Genomic DNA, 19,240 nt, shown 5'->3' on the forward strand with positions numbered 1-19,240 from the left:
GTGGGTGTGTCGAGACGTTGTAAGTTAGGATGAATTGAATGGACGAAACACTACAAGCCGATCACTTGTCGAATCCGCAGGTTCAGAGAAAGAGACCTCGATGGTCGATGATCCTGATTCTGCTGGCGGCCTGGCTCGTCACTCTGATGCCTTTCCTCTTCTGGAAAGCCACCTGGTTTGGCACTCGTCTCAGCGATGCCCAGCTAGCCGGTTACTTGAGTGACAGCAAAAATCCGAGGCACGCACAGCATGCCCTGGTCCAGGTCTCGGATCGGATGTCTCGGGGCGACCGGAGTGTGGTTCAGTTCTACCCGCAAATGGTCGCCCTGGCAGACAGTCCCGTGGTGGAGTTACGCATGACGGCGGCCTGGGTGATGGGGCAGGACAACAACTACGATCCATTTCATAGAGCGCTGCTCAAACTGGTAAGTGATCAAGATCCATTGGTGAGGTGGAATGCGGCGCTGGCGCTGGTGCGTTTCAGCGATGCCACTGGACGGACTGCGCTCCACGAAATACTCCGGCCGTTCACCCTTTATGCGCCCGTTGCGGGAACTTTCAAAGAACGTCTAAAACCCGGGGACTCGGTGAACCGGGGCACTCTGATGGCGCGCCTTACAACTGCTTCGGCCGACGCCCCCGTGGAAATTCGTTCCCCCATCCCCGGGCGGATTACCTCGCAACTCGTCTCCAATGGCAGGAGTCTTCCCGGGGGCACCCCGGTGTTCATCCTCGCACCTGATGAAAAGCAGGTTTGGGAGGCGCTTCGCGCCCTGTACCTGATCGGCGTGCCTTCCGACCTTCCCGACGTCCAACCGTTCACCCACCCCATGGTCCATATGTCGGACCGGATCCGACAACAAGCCCAACTCACCGTCCAGGCCATTCAAAAGCGTGGGGCGGCGAATTAGAAATTTGGACGGGGTGGCGCATATCCCGATCTATCGGGATGTGCGATGAAGAGACGATCGGGTCTTCAGTTTCTTAAGTAGTGATCTTCATGAATAATGACGGACAGCCAAGCGTTACAGAAGACTCTGGGGTCAGGCTTCCACAATTACACAATTACAGCCAATCAGTCACATAGACATCGGTGGCTGGTCGGGGGGGCGGTGCGCCGGTTTCAACAGCAGATGAAAAAAAATAGGGAGTTGGCTGTCCGCTTCGCTCAGGCCGCCTCCACATTGTGAATGTGTAAGCCTGACCCTGGAAGTTACAACTTTGAGATGTGCCCCCTTTTACTTCTCGGGGAACAGCCCTGGCATCCAGCGCGACGCCAGCGCTGCCGGAAAGACAAGTCGCAGCGGCATGCGGGCGCTCTCAGAGACCAGTACGCCCTTCTCGATCAGCGCCGAGACGATGCGGCGCGCCTGGCGATCGCCCGTGCCCACCACCCCCGCAACATCTCCGCGCGGCAGTTCGCCACGATAGAGCACCGCCTGGAGGATGCTTCCTGATTTGGGCGGTAGGTTGCCGAGCCTGATTTCTTCTTCCACCCACACAAGGATGCGTGTACGCAGGCGATCCGGTTGGAGCAAGCTCTCCATGAACTTGACCTGATCGATGCAGACTCTCAAGAAGAAATCCGTGAACTCCGCCAATGCCTCTTCGCTGAGGGGGCCGCGGCCATCAAGATCATTGCGCCGGATGACATCACAGGCGGCAAGATGTGCCTTGTAAGCTTCGACATTGCGTGCCAAGCCGCGCGCGGCCGACCAGACCGCACCCGTATCGAGCGCCTCCAGCAACATGGCATGCGTCATCAGGCGCGCAACCCGTCCGTTGCCGTCAAGAAAAGGATGAATCCACACGAGCCGGTGATGCGCCGCCGCAGCACCCAGAATCGATTCCGTCCTGCTAAGACGGCCGTAAACTTCCTCAAATCGTCCCAAGAAACGTGGGAGAGCGCCGGGACTGACAGGGACATGAGCCCCGACTTTGACATCGCTCCTGCGAAGTTCACCCGGCACAACCCGGATGCGCTCTTTCGTCACCGGATCTTCCACCCAGAGCAGATCGTCGGGCAACAATTCCCCGAAGCGGCGGTGAATCTCTCGGATGCCATCGCCGGTGTGCGCCCGCCCTCTCAGACCATTGCCGTCAATCCATTCCTGGACGTTGATATGTGCCTTCGCTTCGAACTGCAGGGCGCGCTTGCGTGCATCGGTGCTGTAGTCGTCCTTGAGGGCGCGCTCAATATCGATGGGATGCGTGTCGTGCCCTTCGATCAGGTTGCTGTAATAGCAGTTCATCGCGCGCACCAGATCGGCGAGCGACCTCATCAGGCTCTCCGGCAGGCTCCGGCGAAGCCCCGCTGACCTCTGCACCAGTTCGACCATGAGGTCGATCAACGCGCTCCGGTGATGGAAACTTTCACCAATCGCCAAAGGCTCCATCAGCACCGTCGGCTCTCCACGATCAACCAGCGGATCAATGTCCGCTTTAATGTCCGAATCAGTATTCATATTAAATTATTATATATCAAAATGATAATATGTAAATAACAAATTATTGTGCATCGTTGAAGTCCGTATAATAGTCCGAATCTGTATTCGTTTACCGAAGAGACGGGGGAACCGCGATGGCGGCCTTTCGTTAGAATTATGTTGCACATGACCCCCAAAGACGGGATGAAAGGGGTCACACTTGGACAAGAGGAATGAAAGGTGGGGGAGTGAAGTCGTATTTCTTGATTTTCTGCGGACCCCGGATACTCCGCAGCAATTTGCCTCCCTGGCAAGCGGAGCAAAATATAGAAATGGCTTCCGGACGGGGAAGTTCGGTAGGATTGTCCTAACCAAGCCCATTGGTGTAATTGGCTTTTCCGTCGGCAAAATGCGCGGTGAGCACTTGGCGGCGCAAGGTGGGGGCAAATGACAGGTGCACCCAAGTCCCTTCCTGAATGAGCTGGTCGAAGGTAATGCCCGACGCCTGGATTGCCTGGCATATGCTCAGAGGGTTGCCAAATCCGGCGCAGGCGAAGTCGGCGGCAAAGCCGCTCGTGTGGGCACTGTTCGCGGCCCCTCCGATCAGGGTGTTCAGCGCGACACAGCGGAACCCGGAGTCGATATTCATCCCCAAATTATTCAACACCTGTGAGCGGACTTTTTCAAGGCCGTCGGCCAGTATTTTCAGATTGTCGATTATTTCGGCTGACGGCGTGTTGTCGATACCCTTGCGAATGGCTGTCGAGGAAGCGGTCAGCTCCTCCAGAGTGAAGTGATCGGTTAGATTCATGTTCATCCTCCGGTGTCGGCTTGTTAGTCAATGGGGACATGATGGACGACTGACAGGGTGGCGCATACCCCGATCTACCGGGATGAGCGATGAAGAGCCGATCAGCTACTCCGCTTCTTAAGCGGCGGTCTCGTATTTTTGACGAGAAAGGCTGATCACGCCGACCACCCAGATCGGAGAAGGAGGAGCTGGAAGTTTCGCAGTCCCAAAAAGCGGTGTCAGCCCCCTGACTATCTTGTTTATTCGCTGTGCGGAGGCGGGATCAGCGACTGAACTTGATTCCGAGGTTCTGTTCGACCTCTTCAGTCGGGACCATGTCGATGGCGTCCCAGGGGCATCCATCCAGGAAAGCGCCATCAGGACCCTTGCTGGTGCATTTCTTGCAGCCAATGCAAAGTTGCGCGTCCACTTCAATGCGGCCGAAGGGAGGGTGGTCCTCGTCTGCAACCCAATACATGCAGTCTTCCACCGGGCAATATTCAACACACGCGGGGGACCCTGCGCAGCCGGTACAATTCTCGGTAATGATCGCGAGTTCTTTGGGAATTTTCTTCCGGGGTGTCGTCAGTCCTTTGGACTTGGGCTCACTTTTGATGACCTCGGCCGACTCCATGCTTGCAGTCTCCTCTTGGTTCAGGATGTCCTTTGCTTCGCCCAGCATCTTAGGCGACGTCTGCGTCTTAGTCAAGAAAAGCAGACAGAAAAGCAGACGATCGAATCCTGGCGCCAACCCCTTCGCCAAGGTCTTTCGAAAATAAGCCCGGCTGCCCGCCAGGCCCTCGCAGCTGGCTTACTTCTGATTTTGATCCTGTGCTCGAGCTGCCGTCATGGCATTGACCACTTCCTCCGGTGTAGGCATGTCTCCATCCCATCGGGCCACGATCGAATCCCCGCGACGCAATTCCAGCACAGGAACCGACTTCGTCATCAGCCAGAGGTAGCCAAACGGGATCTTTGTGTAAGGGATTCTGAGGTTCCCCTGACGAAGGAAATCCGCGATCTGCAAATCCGTATCTGCAGCAAGATAGGTTTGAATGGGTGGGAGGTTAGGCGTTTCCCCAACCCGGTTAAGTCTCTCGGAGTTGGCAATGCAGTGCGGGCAGGTCGAGCTCAGATAGATGACGATATTCAATTGGCCCTGGGTCGTCTGGTCAACGGAAGAAACCTTGGAACGGGCATCGATTTCGGAATAGGTGGCTGTACCGAGGCACAGTAAGGTGATGACGACAGAAATGATCTTCCGTCCTGCCAGCTCGAGCGTCCGGCGGCGGTACTTGAACGTTACCAGGGTGATCAGCAAAAGGACCGTGTCCTGCCACAGCACCGAGGCAGGTCCTCCCCGGTCAAACGAGCCGAAACAGCCGCAATCATGTCCTTTCAGCTCATTCCATCGAATGCCGGTTGCGGCGAGAAAGAAGAGCAACAAACAAGCCGCCGCCCCGAGTGACAGTGTTCTTTGAAAACCAGTAATCAAACAGATCCCGATGAAGGCCTCGAGAACGACCATGAAGAAGGCAGCGGGGAGGTCGAGGGATCCCGGCAGAATATTGTAATAGCTGATTTGAATGGCGAATTGCCGGATGTCCCAGGCTTTCAAGAAAGCGGCGGCGATGAATACCAGCCCGATCACCCATGCCAGCGGCGTTACCCAGCGGCTGGCTATTTGTGACTCTTGTTCCATGCGATCTCCTGTGACCGGGAATGGTGCTGACAGCGGGTGGAATCGTAACCCGTTGCGGCGAATGGAGTCAAGTCGATGAAGCGCCCCCTGGTTCACTCAAGCCGGATAAGTAACGGATTAAAATGAAAGGGATCCTGCTCTGATGTTCCGTGGCTAACGATCAAACCAATTGACCGCAACACGGCTAGCCGTTATGATATGCTGATTTTTTGAAGCTGGAGGAAGGTACTGTGGGGAAAACACATCTGACCCGGCACGAGTTGGTCAAGCAGGATGAATTCCTCGTTACCGTAACGGGGACTTGGGAGTATCTTCAGGTTCATGCGCGGGAAATTTTGCTGGGCATCGGCACGGTAGCAGTGGTAGTCGTCGCGGTTTTCGGGATTACCTGGTTCATGAGGAACAGGCAACAGGTAAGCAATGAGGATATCAGCAACGCCATACAACTGTACAACTCGCCTCTCATCACGGACAAGCAACGTGCCCCGCTGGGTCCGAACCAGCGTATCTTCGCCACCGCCCAGGAAAAATACACCAAAGCCGAGCAGGAATTTGCCCGTCTCAGCCGAAAATACAACGGCCAGGTGATCGGAGAGACTGCGGCCTATTACGATGCCATGTGCAAGTATCAGCTGGGGGATAGCACGACGGCTGTTCAACAGTTAGAGGCCCTTACAAAGACCTCGGAGAACGTGGAGATTGGCGCCCTGGCGAAGTTCGCCTTAGCACAAATCTATGCGGCGCAAAAGAACACCGCCCAGGTGGCCGGACTGCTGCAGCAGTTGATTGACCATCCAACGGTTGCGGTCCCCAAAATCACTTCTATGATGGCATTGGCTGAGTACTACAAGACCATCAATAACAAGGACGCTGCCATTCAGCTTTATAAGAAGATTCAGACCGAGTTCCCCAGCTTCCAGATTCAAAGTGATGTGCGTTCCCGTCTGCAGGAACTGAGTCCTGGCTCCTAGGCGTTTTTCCGGGAATGAGAGTCCGACCATGGTTCAAAATCCAGGCCTTGAGCCTGGATTTTTTTGTTTGTTCTGGACTGTTTTTCCCCTAGGGCCCCTGATGGGCGAGGATCTGGATGAGGCCCGGCGTCCTCAAAGGTCTCCGGTTCTTGGATGTGTCCGGAGATGCTGCTCCGACCCGGAAACCAAGTCTTTTGAAGCCAGGGTGGGGTGCTTGACAAAGAGGGGTTCGTTGCTATAATGCGTTGATTTGCATGTCCGTTCGGGCCTCGCAAGGGCGCAGCGCTTCGTGCTCAGCGAGGGTGCTGCTGAATACGCGATGGGCTGGTAATTTCAAATGTTTATCGCCCTCAAAGATCTGGCGATTCAGCCGATTGTCATCTCCGAAGTACTGGAACCCGGGGTGGTCGACCTCCGTTCGGCTGATTTCAGGCAGAGCGGGCATTTGAGTGTCGAAGCCGTAGCCTCGCTGGTAAGCGAGGAGGTTCGCATCGAGGGGACCCTGGAGGTTGAGATCGAGACCGCGTGTTCCCGATGCCTTGAGAGCATGCGGATTCCGGTTAAGAAGTCATTCGATCTCTTTTATCGTTCCCACAAGAGCATGGGTCCCGTCGAGCGGGATGAGGAGATTGAATTAAGACGTCCGGACCTGGATGTCGGGTTCTATGTCGGAACGGGATTGGAACTGGTCGACACGCTTCGGGAGCAGATTCTTATTGAGCTTCCCATGAAACCCGTTTGTCAGGTTGGTTGCCAGGGATTGTGTCCCCATTGTGGCGCCAACCGGAACCTGGCATCCTGCAGTTGTGGGGATGAGGAATTTGATCCCCGATGGGCGGGCTTAAGCGGCCTGAAGAGTCTGTAAATCCACTTCCGGGATTCCGCCGTGGCCCGTCCCAACAGCCCCGGTTTTCAGGGCGAGGGATCTCAGGTTTAAGAAAGGAAAATTGTCATGCCAAATCCCAAGCGCAGGCATTCGAAGGCGCGGACGGCTCGACGTCGTGCGCACGACGCCCTGACGTCACCGTCCTTTTCCGAATGTCCGAATTGTCACGAGATGAAGCTGCCTCACCAGGCATGCCCGAAATGCGGATATTACAACGGGAAGGAAGTCATTGAAGTCGAGGCCGAGTAGGTTGCTGTCTCGTTGCGCCCGCGCGAGGCTGCGGTGATATTCTGGACCGGGCGGGCCCACCCGGTCGTGGCCTCAAGCCTGTTGGGCGAAGTCCCGGATTGAGGACCCGACCGATCGAACTTGAGTATCATCTTGACGTTTGTTGCTGCTCCTACAGCCTATGATTAAGATCGCCGTTGACGCCATGGGCAGCGATCATGCCCCGCACAGTGAAGTGGAAGGTGCCATGGCCGCCGTCGAAGAGTATCCCGTGGCGGTGGTCCTGGTCGGGCCGGAGCAGGGGATCCATGCCGAGCTCAAGCGCCGCCGTTGCCCGCGCCACCTCCCCATTGAAGTCCAGAACGCCTCCCAGGTGGTAACGATGGAGGATATGGCGGCGGCCAGTTTCCGCAAGAAACGCGATTCCTCGATCCACGTCTCTGCCCGGTTGGTGCGGGAAGGGAAGGCCGCGGGCTTGGTCAGTGCCGGCAATACCGGCGCCGTCATGACCACCTCCAAGATTGTCATGGGGGTGCTCCCTTCGGTCGATCGTCCCGGACTGGCCGCGGTTTTTCCGACCTCGAAAGGGAAACCGGCCATTCTCCTCGATGTCGGCGCCAACGTCGATTGCAAACCCTTCCACCTCGAACAATTCGCCATCATGGGCGAGGTTTATTCCCGTGTCATTTTTAACGTGGCGCGCCCTCGCGTGGGGCTGCTTTCGATCGGTGAGGAACCCTCCAAGGGAAACGATTTGACCAGGGAGGTCTATGGCCTCCTGAAGAAATCGACGTTGAATTTCATAGGGAATGTTGAAGGCCGGGACCTCTACAACGGGTCCTGCGATGTGATCGTATGCGATGGGTTCACCGGCAATGTGGCGCTCAAGGTGAGCGAGGGCCTGGTGGAGGCGATTTCGACGCTTCTTCGGGAGGAGCTTTCTGCCACGTTGACCTCCAAGGTGGGCTACGTTCTTTCTCAGAAGGCATTTGCCAATTTCAGGCGGCGGCTGGATTATTCCGAGTATGGCGGGGCTCCTCTGCTGGGACTCAAGGAGGTTTGTATCATTTGTCACGGACGCTCAAACGGGCATGCCATTAAGAATGCCATCCGGGTGGCTTATGAATTCTGCAATAACAAATTGAGTGAAAGAATTGAAAGCGAAATCGCTCGAATCAACGCCACCGGCGAGGTTGCAGACCCCCGGGTTTCGGTCTCGCAGAACTCCCCCTCGCCACGGAGAATTCATTGAGCAAAATCGCCTTCATTTTCCCCGGACAGGCATCGCAATATGCGGGCATGGGCAAGGAGCTCGCAGAAAAGTTTCCTGCTGCCCATCGGGTCTTCGAAGAGGCCGATCGGAGCCTCGGATTTCAAATCAGCAAACTCTGCTTTGACGGGCCGGAGGAAGAGCTCCAGTTGACCATGAACACGCAGCCGGCCATCCTCGCGGTTTCGGTCGCCGCCTACCGGGTCCTTGAAGAGAAAGGTTTGCAGCCTGAAGTGGTGGCAGGCCACAGCCTGGGGGAATACTCCGCATTAGTGGCCGCCGGGGCAATTCCTCTCTCCCAGGCCGTTCAGATCGTCCACAACCGCGGGATTTACATGCAGGAGGCGGTTCCTGTGGGGGAGGGCGCCATGGCGGCGATCCTCGGTTTACCCCTGGACTGCGTTTATCAAATCTGTGCGGATGCGCGGCAGGACGAAGAATGCTCTGCCGCCAATATCAATTCGCCCGCCCAGATTGTGATCGCAGGTTCAAAGGGCGCCGTGGAACGGGCGGTGAAGCTGGCGACCGAAGCGGGGGCGAAGCGAGCAATCCTTCTGAATGTCAGTGCTCCCTTTCATTGCCGATTGATGATGCCCGCCCAGGAGCGGCTGGAACACGATTTAATGCGGCTGGATTTCGATGATTTAAGTTTTCCGCTGGTGACCAACGTGGACGGGGAATTCATTACCACGGGTCTGGCGGCCCGCACGTCTCTGGTGCGACAAGTGTCCTCCCCGGTCATGTGGGAGGACTCGATTCGCGCCATGATCGCTCGGGACATTGACACTTTTGTGGAGGTCGGGCCAGGCCGCGTTCTGTCCGGAGTGGTGAAGCAGATCGACCGAAGCCGAAGGATGCTTAACGTCGAAGATGAAAAGAGTTTAACGGCCACGCTCGAGGCGTTGCACGACGCCGTGCGAACTGGCCGTTGAATCCGAACACAACCTAAAGTCTCTCCCCTGTGGGGAGGCGAAAAACGTTAGGGGGCCGGGACGTTGCTTTAACCCGCCCCCGGGATTTGCTTCTTTAGCTGGGAAGAAAACATGTTGCTTGAAAATAAAGTAGCCGTGGTGACGGGTGCGTCGCAGGGGATTGGGCGCGCTATCGCACTCGTCCTGGCGGAGGCGGGGGCCACGGTAGTGGCCTTGGCACGTCAGGTGGAGAAATTGAACACCCTGCGTGCCGAAATTGAAGCCTTGGGGCGACCGGCGGTTGTGATACAATGCGACGTTTCCTCGGCGGAGGAAATCAAGCGGACATTTGAGGGAGTCATTAAGCAATTGGGGCGGGTGGACGTCCTGGTCAACAATGCCGGAATTACACGCGACGGCCTTGTCATGCGCATGAAACGCGAGGATTGGGACGTGGTGATGGCGACCAATCTCACCAGTGTCTTTCATACCATCCAGGAAGCCCTCAAATGCATGGTGCGACAGCGGTATGGCCGGATCATTAATATCACCTCGGTGGTGGCGCAGTCCGGCAACGCCGGGCAGGCCAATTACGTTGCCGCCAAATCGGGCCTGATCGGCCTGACAAAATCAATTGCCTTGGAAGTCGCTTCCCGCAACATTACCGTCAACGCGGTGGCGCCGGGTTTCATCGACACCGCGATGACGGCCGGCCTGCCGGAAACGACCCGGCAGAAATTGCTGGACATGATTCCATTGAAACGAATGGGGTCGGATCGCGAGGTGGCCTGGGCCGTGAGGTTCCTGGCATCGGACGAAGCTGCATATATTACCGGCCAGGTCCTGAGTGTCAATGGGGGGATGTACATGTGAAGGAATACCGAAGGGTTGATTTTGAGTTTCTGACCGTCCCCGGGCCTTACGCGGGACCGAGCCAGGCTCAAGATGAGTCATTCGGAATAATCTGAGTGCACATAAGGAGGAACGATGGTCATGGCAGCAAATGTCGAGGAAAAGGTGAAGCAGATTATTGTGGAACAGCTCGGCGTGGATGAGGCGGAAGTGACCCCCACGGCGTCCTTTGTGGATGATCTCGGCGCGGATTCACTGGACACGGTGGAATTGGTGATGGCCTTTGAAGAGGGATTCAATATCGAGATTCCTGACGAGGACGCGGAGAAGATCGCCACGGTCAAGGACGCCGTCGACTACATTCAGGCCCACGCAAAATAAACGAAAGGAATGGAGTCGTCAGACTGCATTATCTTATGAACGCCATGAATAAAAGGCGAGTGGTCGTCACGGGAGTCGGATTGGTCTCTGCTGTCGGCATTGGGACACAGGAGTGCTGGGACGCACTGCTCGCGGGTAAGAGCGGCGCCGCGCGGATCACACTATTCGATCCAACGCAGTTCTCTACCCAGTTTGCATGCGAGGTGAAGGGATTCGATCCCCTCTTGTACATTGAAAAAAAAGAAGTGAAGAAAATGGGGCGCTTCATCCATTTTGCCATTGCGGCCTCGGATTTTGCGATGAAACAGTCCGGCCTTCAAGTGGACGGGGGCAATGCAGAGCGCGTGGGAGTTTACATTGGATCCGGCATCGGGGGGTTCGATGTGATCGAGCGGGAACATACCGAACTGCTTCGGGGAGGCCCTCGAAGGATCTCGCCCTTTTTCATTCCGGCCGCTATCGTCAATCTCGCCTCGGGCCAGGTCTCAATTCGCTTTCGCGCCAAGGGGCCAAATTCAGCGACATGCACGGCCTGTTCTTCGAGCGCTCATGCAGTCGGGGATTCATTTCGGCTGATTCAGCGTGGGGAGGCCGATGCCATGATCTGCGGGGGCTCCGAAGCCGCTATCACGCCCATGGGGGTCGGAGGATTCGCTTCCATGCGCGCGCTTTCCATCCGGAATGATTCTCCGGAATCCGCCAGCCGGCCCTTTGACAAGGACCGCGATGGATTTGTCATCGGGGAGGGATCGGGCATCCTGATTCTGGAAGAGTTGGAGTTCGCCCGACGCCGCGGGGCGAGGATCCTGTCCGAACTGGTGGGGTACGGAATGTCAGGAGACGCTTTTCATATCACTCAGCCTTCGGAAGACGGAGACGGAGCAGTGCGCGTGATGAAAAATACCCTGAACGATGCGGGAGTCCGGCCGGACGAGATCGACTACATCAACGCCCACGGAACGTCAACTCCGTTTAATGACAAGACAGAAACGCTGGCGATCAGGAAGGTATTCGGCGAGCATGCCAGTAAAATCTCGGTGAGCTCGACCAAGTCGATGACCGGACACCTTCTGGGCGGTGCGGGGGGACTCGAAGCGGCGGTCCTCGCCCTCTCCATCCACTGCCAATGTGTTCCACCGACAATTAATTATCAGACCCCGGACCCGGAGTGCGATCTTGATTACGTCCCGCTCAAGTCGAGAAATATGAAGATCGATTACGCACTCTCGAACTCCTTCGGATTCGGCGGGACGAATGCTGCTTTGCTAATGAAACGATACTCTGGAGATTAGCGCGGTGGCAGTGGAAAAGGCAGGACGCTTCTCGAACCCACCGCCCCCACAGGCTTCATTCCCCGACCCGCCCACGACGCTGAGAAGAAATCAGACGCCCTCGAGTTGCGAAGTTTGAGAGAGATCCCTTATGAACATCATTGTTTGTATCAAGCAGGTTCCCAGCCGCGAAGCCCCGCTTCGGATCAATGCCGACCAGACGTGGATTCGTGAGGAGGACCTTTCCTTTGAAACGAACGAGAGTGACATCTACGCCCTGGAAGCGGCGTTGCAACTCAAAGAAAAGATGGGAGGGGAGGTTGTGGTCTGCACCCTTGGACCGGCATCGGCCCACGCGGTGATTCGTGAGGCTCTGGCGAAGGGGGCGGAACGTGCCTTGCACTTGAGCGACGCCGCCTTCTTAGGACTGGATGCCTGTGCCACGGCTCGTGTCATGGCGGAAGTTTTCAAAAGGGAGAAGTTTGATCTGATTGTTACCGGGCTGCAATCGGATGATCACGGATTTGGTCAAACAGGTGTCATCTTGGCCGAGTTCCTGAATCTTCCTCACACCACACTGGTCATGGGAGTGGAGGTCCTTGAGGGAGGTTCGCGGGTCAAGATCAAACGGGAGTTGGAAAGCGGATGGTTCCAGTGGCTTGAACTCCCCTTGCCGGCTGTCCTCACCATCCAGTCGGGGATCAATCAACCTCGCTATGCCAGCCTGAAAGGAATCATGGGGGTCAAGAAAAAGGAGATCAAGTTGATCGACTTGGCAGCGACGGGATTGACCCAGTCGGATTTGGCTCCCCAGCAGTCCATTCGGAAGGTTTACGTACCGCAAAAGGCCAAACAGACCCAGTTTCTGGAAGGTTCTCCCAAGGAAGCAGCGGCGAAGCTTGTGGATAAACTGAAAAACGAAGCGCGGGTAATTTGAAGAGCAGTTGTCAGTTCCCAGTTGTCAGTTGCCAGAGAGCGGAAGTCGGAAGTCAGACGTCAGAAGCTGGAAGCCAGAGGCAGGAAGCCAGAGGCCAGAGGCCGGAAGCCAGAAGTCGGAGGCCAGAGGTCGGGAGCGAGAAGAGGCCGGAAGCAGGAAGCCGGAAATCAGAGGTCAGAAGTCGGAAAACAAGTGCTGAAAACGTGGAATCACAGGGTTTTAACTTTGAACTTTGAACTTGGAACTTTGAATTAGGTTTTTTGAACTTGGAACTTTGAACTGGGTTTTTGGGATTTGGCGTTTGGAATTTATTTGGACTTTGGACCTTGGACCTTGGACTTTGGACCTTGGACTTTGGACCTTGGACTTTGAACTCATATCTTGAATGTGGTGAATCCTTATGCCGGATGGAATATTAGTTTTTATAGAACAGCGCGATGGAAAGATGAACCGGAGTTCCTGGGAGGCCCTCGTTGCAGGACAGGAACTGGGACGGGGGTTAGGCCTGAAGGTCTATGCGGGGGTCTTTGGCAACGGAGTCTCTCAGATTGCCGAAGCGGTCGCCGAGAAGAAACTGGACCAAGTCTACACGGTCGAACATCCATTGTTGGAGAGTTACACCCCGGATGGGTATGCCCTTGCCTTCCAGCAGGTCATTCAGCAGGTCGCCCCCAAGTTCGTCCTCATGAGTCATACGTATGAGGTGCGCGATTTCGCCCCCAAGCTTGCGGCGTCCATGGGCAGGGCACTGGTAGGGGACGTTACCGCTTACCGCCCTGAGGATGGGCAAGTCATCTTTATTCGGCAGGTGTTTCAAGGAAAGATGAACGCCGATGTGAAAATTGAACACGACCCGCCTTACTTTGTTTCCTTCCAGGCGGGTGCATTCCGTGGAGACTCGGTGGAAGCGGGCGAATCCAGGGCTGCCGTGAAACCGCTGACTGTCGCCCTGGACCCGACACAGATCCGGACCAAGTCCCTGGAAGTGTTTCGCGAGGCGAAGCAGGCTGTCGATCTCAGCCAAGCCGAAAAAATAGTGGCGATTGGCCGCGGCATCAAGAAGGTGGAGAATATTGAGATGGCCCGGGCCCTGGCCGAGGCGCTGGGCGCCGAGTTGGCGGCGTCTCGTCCCATTTGTGATAGTGGCTGGTTGCCGATGGATCGGCAGGTGGGAAGCTCCGGGCAGACCGTCTCTCCCAAGCTCTATTTGGCGATTGGCATCTCTGGGGCCACTCAACACCTGGTTGGCATGAAATCGTCCCGGACGATTGTCGCGATCAACAAGGACCCCGATGCCCCCATCTTTGAGGTGGCCGACTTCGGCATTGTGGCCGACCTGTTTGAGATAATCCCGGTGTTGACCGAGGCCGTTAAGGCGGCCCGCAGCTAGAGATCCGGAAGGCAGACACAGTTGTCCGGCGAGGTTTTTCCGCCTTCGCTGGAAGAATGCGGAAAAGGAATTCTGCCTTTGGGCGCGAGGGTTCGTTGGAGACCAAGAAAAGAATTCCATTTTCATCGAATACCACAGGACAAGTGTTCCCCCGGAGACGCGACGAAGGCGTCCCCCCATTGGGCGAACAGGAACTCTCTGCGCGAGGAACCGGTCCTCGCGGAGTGACTCAACCCCTCTGCGACATCTGTGGCCATCCCCTGGCCCAGCGCAACTGCAAGTTGATTTGTACCAACTGCGGGTTCCGTCGGGACTGCTCGGATCCGTGACAGCGCTTGAAAGATCCGCTGCGATTCGGATCGTCTCCCTATCCTCACCCCAGTCTGCTTAACCTCATTCGTCTGCGCCAGCCCCATCAGAAGATCAAGCCCCGATGGTTTTGTCGATGACATGCCGTCACTATGGAGGGGATGGTATCCAAGTGGCGGCTTCAGGAGGGAAAGGGATCGGGAATCGTCCGGGCTGACAAATGAGCCTCAAAACAGTATATTGATGGCTGACCGACGGTCGGCGGGCGCCTCCGGCCCTAAAGGCGTCTCCAGTAGAGATTACCGGGCCGAGTTGGACCGATGAAGCGGGTCGACCCGATGAACGCGAATCCATGTCCGAACAGATCACAGAAACGGGAGAATTGATGGCCGAGGGCGGAGCGCATGGAGCCGCCAAACAGCCCCCCCCTTTCCGCGGGTGCGCGCGGGTGTGGACTCGATGGCAAAGATTTCAAATCTGGGTGGCGGCACATGTTGGCTACTGGTTCATTGAACTCATTGGGAGAACACTGAGGTTCGAATCACGCGGGGACGAGAACCTGGAGGCGATATACAGGGCCGGACACCGTGCCATATTCGTTTTTTGGCACAACCGTATCTTTGGAGCTACCTGGTATTACCGCAGGCGGGGCATTGTCGTGATGACCTCACAGAATTTTGATGGAGAATATATCGCGCGCTTCATCACCATGCATGGCTACGGGACGGCGCGCGGCTCCAGTTCACGGGGCGGGATGAGAGCGCTCGCGGAAATGGCGAGGTGTTTGAGACAGGGAAGCGATGTGGGATTCACCATTGACGGACCCCGAGGGCCGCGTTACCAGGCCAAGATGGGGCCGCTGCTGCTGGCCCGCAAGACGGGCGATGCGATCTTCTGCTTTCATGTCTCGTACGAGAAGAAGTGGATTCTGCGAAACAGTTGGGATCACTTTGAAATCCCCAAACCCTTCAGCCGTGCCTTGATCATCAAGGCCCCGCCCATCTACGTCGAGTCGGCTGCCGACGAAGCGACCGTTCGCCAGAAGCATCAGGAGATGCAGCGACTGCTGGATAGGATCCGCGGGGAGGGAGATTCCTTCTGGGTGGATGGATCGAGAAGGAAGGAATAGCTAGGAGCAAAATCCAAATTCCAAAGTCCAAAATCCAAATAAATTCCAAACACCAAATCCCAAAAACCCAGTCCAAAGTTCCAAGTTCAAAAAACCTAGTTCAAAGTTCCAGGTTCAAAGTTCAAAGTTAAAACCCTGCGATTCCACGTTTTCAGCACTTGTTTTCCGACTTCTGACCTCTGATTTCCGGCTTCTCGCTTTCGGCCTCTTCTTGCTTCCGACCTCTGACCTCCGACTTCTGACTTCTTGCTTCCGTCCTCTGGCCTCTGGCTTCACCCACCTGACACCCGACACCTGATCCCTGACACCTACTTCAGCCGCGTCACCCGGACCGTGACCCAGGTGTGAAAGGCTTTCTGTTTGCCCGGATTAAATCTCCGGTGAGGTAGAATCGCCGAACCCTCATAGATCAGTTCAAAGCCATCCTCCGACTGGGCAATGGCGTTGAGCGGGGTAATCCACCACGTGGTGGGTTCAGGAACCTTAATTTCAATTCTGATCTTCTGATACTCGTCGACCAGGGCCACCTCATCGAGGTCCTCACAGCACCCTTGCCATTTCAAGGGCTCCTTTCTCTTCCCCAACACAAAGTAACGATCCGTCTCATCCGGGGCCAGAAGATTGAAGGCCATTTCGATTCCGACTTTCTTCTCCTCAGCCTCCGCCTTTCCCCATTCCAGGTCGACTCTGCACGCGATTTCCAGTCCTTCAGCTTCGGGCCCTGAAAACTTGAACCGCTTTCGCACTTGGGGCGAAGACTTGCCGTCAATGCTCTTAAAGATGAGATCGTCGACGGAAATGGGGTGGGCCAGCAGAGGATGGATGTTCGGCTTCGCTGGAAAAAGGGGAGGGGCAGGCGCCAGGGAGTATCTGCCGGCGGCCAGTTCGAGATCCATCCCCAGTGATGCCGTCGCAAAGTCATCAAACTCTCTCGAGGAAGGGAAACACACGACCCGGAAGCAGTTTCTCAGGTACGGGTCATAGATCAATTCCCGCTGAAGATGCGGTTGTGTGGCGAATGGCCTCTCGTGGATGGTTTGGATCCCTTCCCGCAGCGGAATGTTTTCTCCCGCGGAGGCGATCTTCTGGTGATAGGCTTCCTTGCGACGTCTCAACGTATTGATGATGTCCATCGAGCAGGGCTTGAAGTCCAGGTACTGCAGTGTGGCTCCGTCATTGGGATCGAAAAGAGCTGAAAAGTTTTGAGCCGAAATATAGATTTCGTCCTCTTGATCACAATCAAAATCAACTACTTCAACAATGGTCCGGGTAAGGCCGGTCAAGCTGCGCTCCACCTCGTCTGCGCATGACTCGGCCATGCTCAAATTGCGCTGCGCTGAGAGCCGGAGATGCGGTGCATAGAGCCCTCCGAAGACCCCATGCCAATAAGGATCGTTGCCTTGCGAGCGGAGGAGATGGTCATAGGCCCGGTTCCAGAGGGAGAGGGCCGCATCACTGGCATAAAGTCCGCGGTTACGCAGCTCCTCGAGACGATGACTGCAGTGGACCATCCGTTTGTGCAGCAGGTTCGACTCCGAATACCGCGCGAAGAAATTCCGGAAAAAGCCGCCCCGGACAAAAGGTTCCACAAGGTGTGCTCCGTCAGAGTTCTTCAGGAAACTTTCTGCAGCTTCAAGTTGAAGCTGTTTCTCCGGGGGAAGCGCCCACATCATCATCTCCGGGTACGAGGCCGCGGGCAAGTCAACCCGGCCCAGCGGATGGAATGCTTCCAGGTACTCGCCGGCCGGGACCACCTCGATCCACTCGTGATTCTCCTCCAGGGCCCTGAAGAATCGATCGAGCCAGGCGTTTTGATAGACATGTTCGTAGGTGTGCGGCCACGCCCCGAATTTTTCAAGATCGTCTGCCATCGTGACCAGCCCATCACCGTGTTTTTCGGAGACGGAACGAAGGTAATCAATCGTTTCGGAGGGGTCACGGAAGGGGATGAAATACCGCAGGCGTTTGCTGCCCGCCAGGACGCGAACCGTGTTTCCAAGATCCTCGGTGATGTAGTAGCCGAACAGATCGTCAGGCGACAATCCCGTCATCAGGAAATGAACATCGTCGAGACAAAGGTAATCGACCTGGGCCCGGGCGAGCACTGAAGGGAGCTGGGGTTCCCACACCCGCTCCGGCAACCACACCCCGCGAGGTCTGAGCCCAAATCTTGACTTCAGATAATCCGTCAGGCGTTCGAGCTGTGCCAGGGCGTCGCGCTCGGGGATCAGCGGGAGGATGGGTTCATGGAACCCACCCCCCATCAGCTCCACCTGGCGCCGTTCGATCATTCCACGAAGCAATTCGAAATACTCCCGATGATGTCTCTCGATCCATTCCAGCAAGGGTCCGGAAACATGCAGGGTGAGCCGGATATGGGGATGGCTTTCCAGCTTTTGAAGAAAAGGAAGGTAGGAATGCCGGTAGGCATCTTCGATCACTTCGTGGAAGTTGCCGGCCGGCTGATGGGCGTGGATGATGAGCGAAAAATAGATCCTGTTCATGTGGGTTCACGCGGACCACGACCGCGAGGTACCAGCGGTGTGTCAATCGCAATTCGAAGCGCTCATGCCCGCATGAACATCCTGAAGACCGGCCCGCGAAAAGGCCGCTCTGTCCGGAGGAGCGCAAAATCCATAGTTAGGACCCCTGAAACTATCATCGGAGAAGGAAAATTGCCACCCGTATTTCACGGGGTGGAAGAGGAGGCGCGAGTCACTTCCCAAGAGGGCCCTCCCTTCTTCACCTGTTCGAATGTGTCCAGTCCGAATTTTTCGAATGACGGACAATTCAATGGAGAGAATCGGACCATTCAACTGGCATTGAAACGGGTCTTCAAAGCTATCCTCTGGGGTTATTTCCAAAGGGGAGCTTCGGCTTTCCCTTTTCGTTATGGAGATACAAGGTGTTTACACGACCTGAGGGCCGCCGCTCAACCGCAAAGAACGCCAGGCAGGCGCGAAGGCCGCCAGGACCTTCCATTCTTAGCGTGCGATGCTTCAACTGGCGTTCTTGGCCCCCACTTTGCACTCTCCGAGGTTTGTTCTTTCGCACTTCAGAGGGTGTTCATTGGGATCCCTTTTTTTCCCGAACCACCGGATTGAACAGAAGATCCTGAAAATCAAAACTGAAATTGGTGAGCGGCGAGACAGGGGCCATTTTCATCTGGTCAATCGTTCCGTCAGGCTTGAGAGAGAAGGTCACAAAGGCGTCGGCCACCAGCGAGCGGTCGCGCCAGCGGGCGATGAAGGTGTCATATTGCCAGTGCTCCAGGCTCCCGACCAGGGCGGGCGTGTGGTCGAAACGGATGGCCAGCGTTCCATTCTGCAGGGCTAAGGAGATCGTCCCGTACCAGGCGTCGCGATACTCGCCCGCATACTTTTCGAGCGGGAGCGAGGCTTTGGAGCCCGTGGCTCGATTTGCCTTTTGCTTGTTCTCCTCCTCCTTTGCCTTCGCTTCGTCGGTCTGTAATACAGGGTAATACGCGGTCACCCAGTCGGTGGGCGGTGCCCCCAGGTACTCGTCCAGGGGGTGATACGTAACGGCCTGAAATACATCCCCCCGTTCCTGGTTCGTCAGCACCACGATGCCGAGCTTCGGGTCTGGCACCAGGGTGACCCTTGAGACCACACCGGCAAGACTTCCGGTGTGCGATACAATTCTCCTGCTCCGGTAGTCAGCCAGCCCCCCGCCGAGTCCGTACGCAGAGAAGTCTGGACGCAGGAATCTTTTCATGGGTATGCTCCGGGTGGGTAAGGCTCAACAGGATTGAGGAGCCCGATATCGC

Annotated in this window: 18 protein-coding genes; 12 read left to right on the plus strand and 6 right to left on the minus strand. The window is 56.2% G+C overall.

The window, feature by feature from the left end; genetic code table 11:
• Positions 1–38: 38 nt before the first annotated feature.
• Positions 39–911, plus strand: a complete 873-nt coding sequence (locus LAO21_08180; protein ID MBZ5552681.1) for a HEAT repeat domain-containing protein — start codon at positions 39–41, stop codon at positions 909–911.
• 327 nt (positions 912–1,238) lie between these two features.
• On the opposite strand, the gene LAO21_08185 is transcribed toward LAO21_08180, so the two are convergent.
• The 4 genes from LAO21_08185 to LAO21_08200 all read right to left on the minus strand — a co-directional run bounded on the left by LAO21_08185 (position 1,239) and on the right by LAO21_08200 (position 4,918).
• On the minus strand, positions 1,239–2,396 hold the full coding sequence (locus tag LAO21_08185; GenBank protein MBZ5552682.1) for a Fic family protein: 1,158 nt from the start codon (positions 2,394–2,396) through the stop codon (positions 1,239–1,241).
• Between the two features lie 397 nt (positions 2,397–2,793).
• On the minus strand, positions 2,794–3,237 hold the full coding sequence (locus LAO21_08190) for a peptidase M15 (GenBank protein ID MBZ5552683.1): 444 nt from the start codon (positions 3,235–3,237) through the stop codon (positions 2,794–2,796).
• A gap of 262 nt (positions 3,238–3,499) precedes the next feature.
• Positions 3,500–3,850: a 4Fe-4S dicluster domain-containing protein gene (locus tag LAO21_08195; GenBank protein MBZ5552684.1), complete on the minus strand. Its 351-nt coding sequence runs from the start codon at positions 3,848–3,850 to the stop codon at positions 3,500–3,502.
• A gap of 177 nt (positions 3,851–4,027) precedes the next feature.
• Positions 4,028–4,918, minus strand: coding sequence for a hypothetical protein (locus LAO21_08200; protein MBZ5552685.1), 891 nt, complete (start codon positions 4,916–4,918; stop codon positions 4,028–4,030).
• A 230-nt stretch (positions 4,919–5,148) separates the two neighbouring features.
• Between LAO21_08200 and LAO21_08205 the strand changes: the two genes are divergently transcribed.
• The 11 genes from LAO21_08205 (at position 5,149) to LAO21_08255 (ending at position 15,453) form a co-directional block, all read left to right on the plus strand.
• Positions 5,149–5,889 (plus strand): tetratricopeptide repeat protein, encoded by a 741-nt coding sequence (locus tag LAO21_08205; protein MBZ5552686.1) that lies wholly within the window; start codon positions 5,149–5,151, stop codon positions 5,887–5,889.
• A 337-nt stretch (positions 5,890–6,226) separates the two neighbouring features.
• Positions 6,227–6,754, plus strand: a complete 528-nt coding sequence (locus LAO21_08210; protein ID MBZ5552687.1) for a DUF177 domain-containing protein — start codon at positions 6,227–6,229, stop codon at positions 6,752–6,754.
• A gap of 87 nt (positions 6,755–6,841) precedes the next feature.
• Positions 6,842–7,024 carry a 50S ribosomal protein L32 gene (rpmF, locus tag LAO21_08215; protein ID MBZ5552688.1) on the plus strand — a complete coding sequence of 61 codons (183 nt, stop codon included), beginning with the start codon at positions 6,842–6,844 and terminating at the stop codon, positions 7,022–7,024.
• 160 nt (positions 7,025–7,184) lie between these two features.
• A complete protein-coding gene (plsX, locus tag LAO21_08220) occupies positions 7,185–8,255 on the plus strand; it encodes a phosphate acyltransferase PlsX (GenBank protein MBZ5552689.1) in 1,071 nt (356 codons plus the stop codon).
• On the plus strand, positions 8,252–9,205 hold the full coding sequence (fabD, locus tag LAO21_08225) for an ACP S-malonyltransferase (protein ID MBZ5552690.1): 954 nt from the start codon (positions 8,252–8,254) through the stop codon (positions 9,203–9,205). The genes plsX and fabD overlap by 4 nt, the downstream gene beginning before the upstream one ends.
• A 111-nt stretch (positions 9,206–9,316) precedes the next feature.
• The gene (fabG, locus tag LAO21_08230) at positions 9,317–10,057 is read left to right on the plus strand and encodes a 3-oxoacyl-[acyl-carrier-protein] reductase (protein ID MBZ5552691.1); all 741 of its coding nucleotides are present in this window, start codon (positions 9,317–9,319) and stop codon (positions 10,055–10,057) included.
• Between the two features lie 120 nt (positions 10,058–10,177).
• On the plus strand, positions 10,178–10,417 hold the full coding sequence (gene acpP, locus LAO21_08235; protein MBZ5552692.1) for an acyl carrier protein: 240 nt from the start codon (positions 10,178–10,180) through the stop codon (positions 10,415–10,417).
• A gap of 44 nt (positions 10,418–10,461) precedes the next feature.
• Complete coding sequence (fabF, locus tag LAO21_08240; protein ID MBZ5552693.1) at positions 10,462–11,709, plus strand: beta-ketoacyl-ACP synthase II; 1,248 nt, start codon at positions 10,462–10,464, stop codon at positions 11,707–11,709.
• Positions 11,710–11,839: 130 nt separating this feature from the next.
• Entirely contained in the window at positions 11,840–12,625 is a 786-nt protein-coding gene (locus LAO21_08245) for an electron transfer flavoprotein subunit beta/FixA family protein (GenBank protein ID MBZ5552694.1), read from the plus strand.
• A gap of 400 nt (positions 12,626–13,025) precedes the next feature.
• The gene (locus LAO21_08250; GenBank protein MBZ5552695.1) at positions 13,026–14,015 is read left to right on the plus strand and encodes an electron transfer flavoprotein subunit alpha/FixB family protein; all 990 of its coding nucleotides are present in this window, start codon (positions 13,026–13,028) and stop codon (positions 14,013–14,015) included.
• 661 nt (positions 14,016–14,676) lie between these two features.
• Positions 14,677–15,453: a lysophospholipid acyltransferase family protein gene (locus LAO21_08255; GenBank protein MBZ5552696.1), complete on the plus strand. Its 777-nt coding sequence runs from the start codon at positions 14,677–14,679 to the stop codon at positions 15,451–15,453.
• 308 nt (positions 15,454–15,761) lie between these two features.
• On the opposite strand, the gene LAO21_08260 is transcribed toward LAO21_08255, so the two are convergent.
• Positions 15,762–17,957, minus strand: a complete 2,196-nt coding sequence (locus tag LAO21_08260) for a DUF1926 domain-containing protein (protein MBZ5552697.1) — start codon at positions 17,955–17,957, stop codon at positions 15,762–15,764.
• 562 nt (positions 17,958–18,519) lie between these two features.
• Positions 18,520–19,188, minus strand: coding sequence for a DUF3471 domain-containing protein (locus LAO21_08265; protein MBZ5552698.1), 669 nt, complete (start codon positions 19,186–19,188; stop codon positions 18,520–18,522).
• Between the last annotated feature and the right edge of the window lie 52 nt (positions 19,189–19,240).

Source organism: Terriglobia bacterium (genome assembly GCA_020073085.1).
Lineage (GTDB): Bacteria > Acidobacteriota > Terriglobia > JAIQFV01 > JAIQFV01 > JAIQFV01.

Bases quoted from the DNA above. Each gene is read 5' to 3' on its own strand.
- LAO21_08195 (MBZ5552684.1), bottom strand. From the start codon at position 3,850: ATGGAGTCGGCCGAGGTCATCAAAAGTGAGCCCAAGTCCAAAGGACTG.
- rpmF (MBZ5552688.1), top strand. From the start codon at position 6,842: ATGCCAAATCCCAAGCGCAGGCATTCGAAGGCGCGGACGGCTCGACGT.
- fabF (MBZ5552693.1), top strand. From the start codon at position 10,462: ATGAATAAAAGGCGAGTGGTCGTCACGGGAGTCGGATTGGTCTCTGCT.
- acpP (MBZ5552692.1), top strand. From the start codon at position 10,178: ATGGCAGCAAATGTCGAGGAAAAGGTGAAGCAGATTATTGTGGAACAG.
- LAO21_08255 (MBZ5552696.1), top strand. From the start codon at position 14,677: ATGTCCGAACAGATCACAGAAACGGGAGAATTGATGGCCGAGGGCGGA.
- LAO21_08245 (MBZ5552694.1), top strand. From the start codon at position 11,840: ATGAACATCATTGTTTGTATCAAGCAGGTTCCCAGCCGCGAAGCCCCG.
- plsX (MBZ5552689.1), top strand. From the start codon at position 7,185: ATGATTAAGATCGCCGTTGACGCCATGGGCAGCGATCATGCCCCGCAC.
- LAO21_08210 (MBZ5552687.1), top strand. From the start codon at position 6,227: ATGTTTATCGCCCTCAAAGATCTGGCGATTCAGCCGATTGTCATCTCC.
- fabG (MBZ5552691.1), top strand. From the start codon at position 9,317: ATGTTGCTTGAAAATAAAGTAGCCGTGGTGACGGGTGCGTCGCAGGGG.
- LAO21_08200 (MBZ5552685.1), bottom strand. From the start codon at position 4,918: ATGGAACAAGAGTCACAAATAGCCAGCCGCTGGGTAACGCCGCTGGCA.
- LAO21_08185 (MBZ5552682.1), bottom strand. From the start codon at position 2,396: ATGGAGCCTTTGGCGATTGGTGAAAGTTTCCATCACCGGAGCGCGTTG.
- LAO21_08180 (MBZ5552681.1), top strand. From the start codon at position 39: ATGGACGAAACACTACAAGCCGATCACTTGTCGAATCCGCAGGTTCAG.
- LAO21_08260 (MBZ5552697.1), bottom strand. From the start codon at position 17,957: ATGAACAGGATCTATTTTTCGCTCATCATCCACGCCCATCAGCCGGCC.
- LAO21_08265 (MBZ5552698.1), bottom strand. From the start codon at position 19,188: ATGAAAAGATTCCTGCGTCCAGACTTCTCTGCGTACGGACTCGGCGGG.
- LAO21_08190 (MBZ5552683.1), bottom strand. From the start codon at position 3,237: ATGAATCTAACCGATCACTTCACTCTGGAGGAGCTGACCGCTTCCTCG.
- LAO21_08250 (MBZ5552695.1), top strand. From the start codon at position 13,026: ATGCCGGATGGAATATTAGTTTTTATAGAACAGCGCGATGGAAAGATG.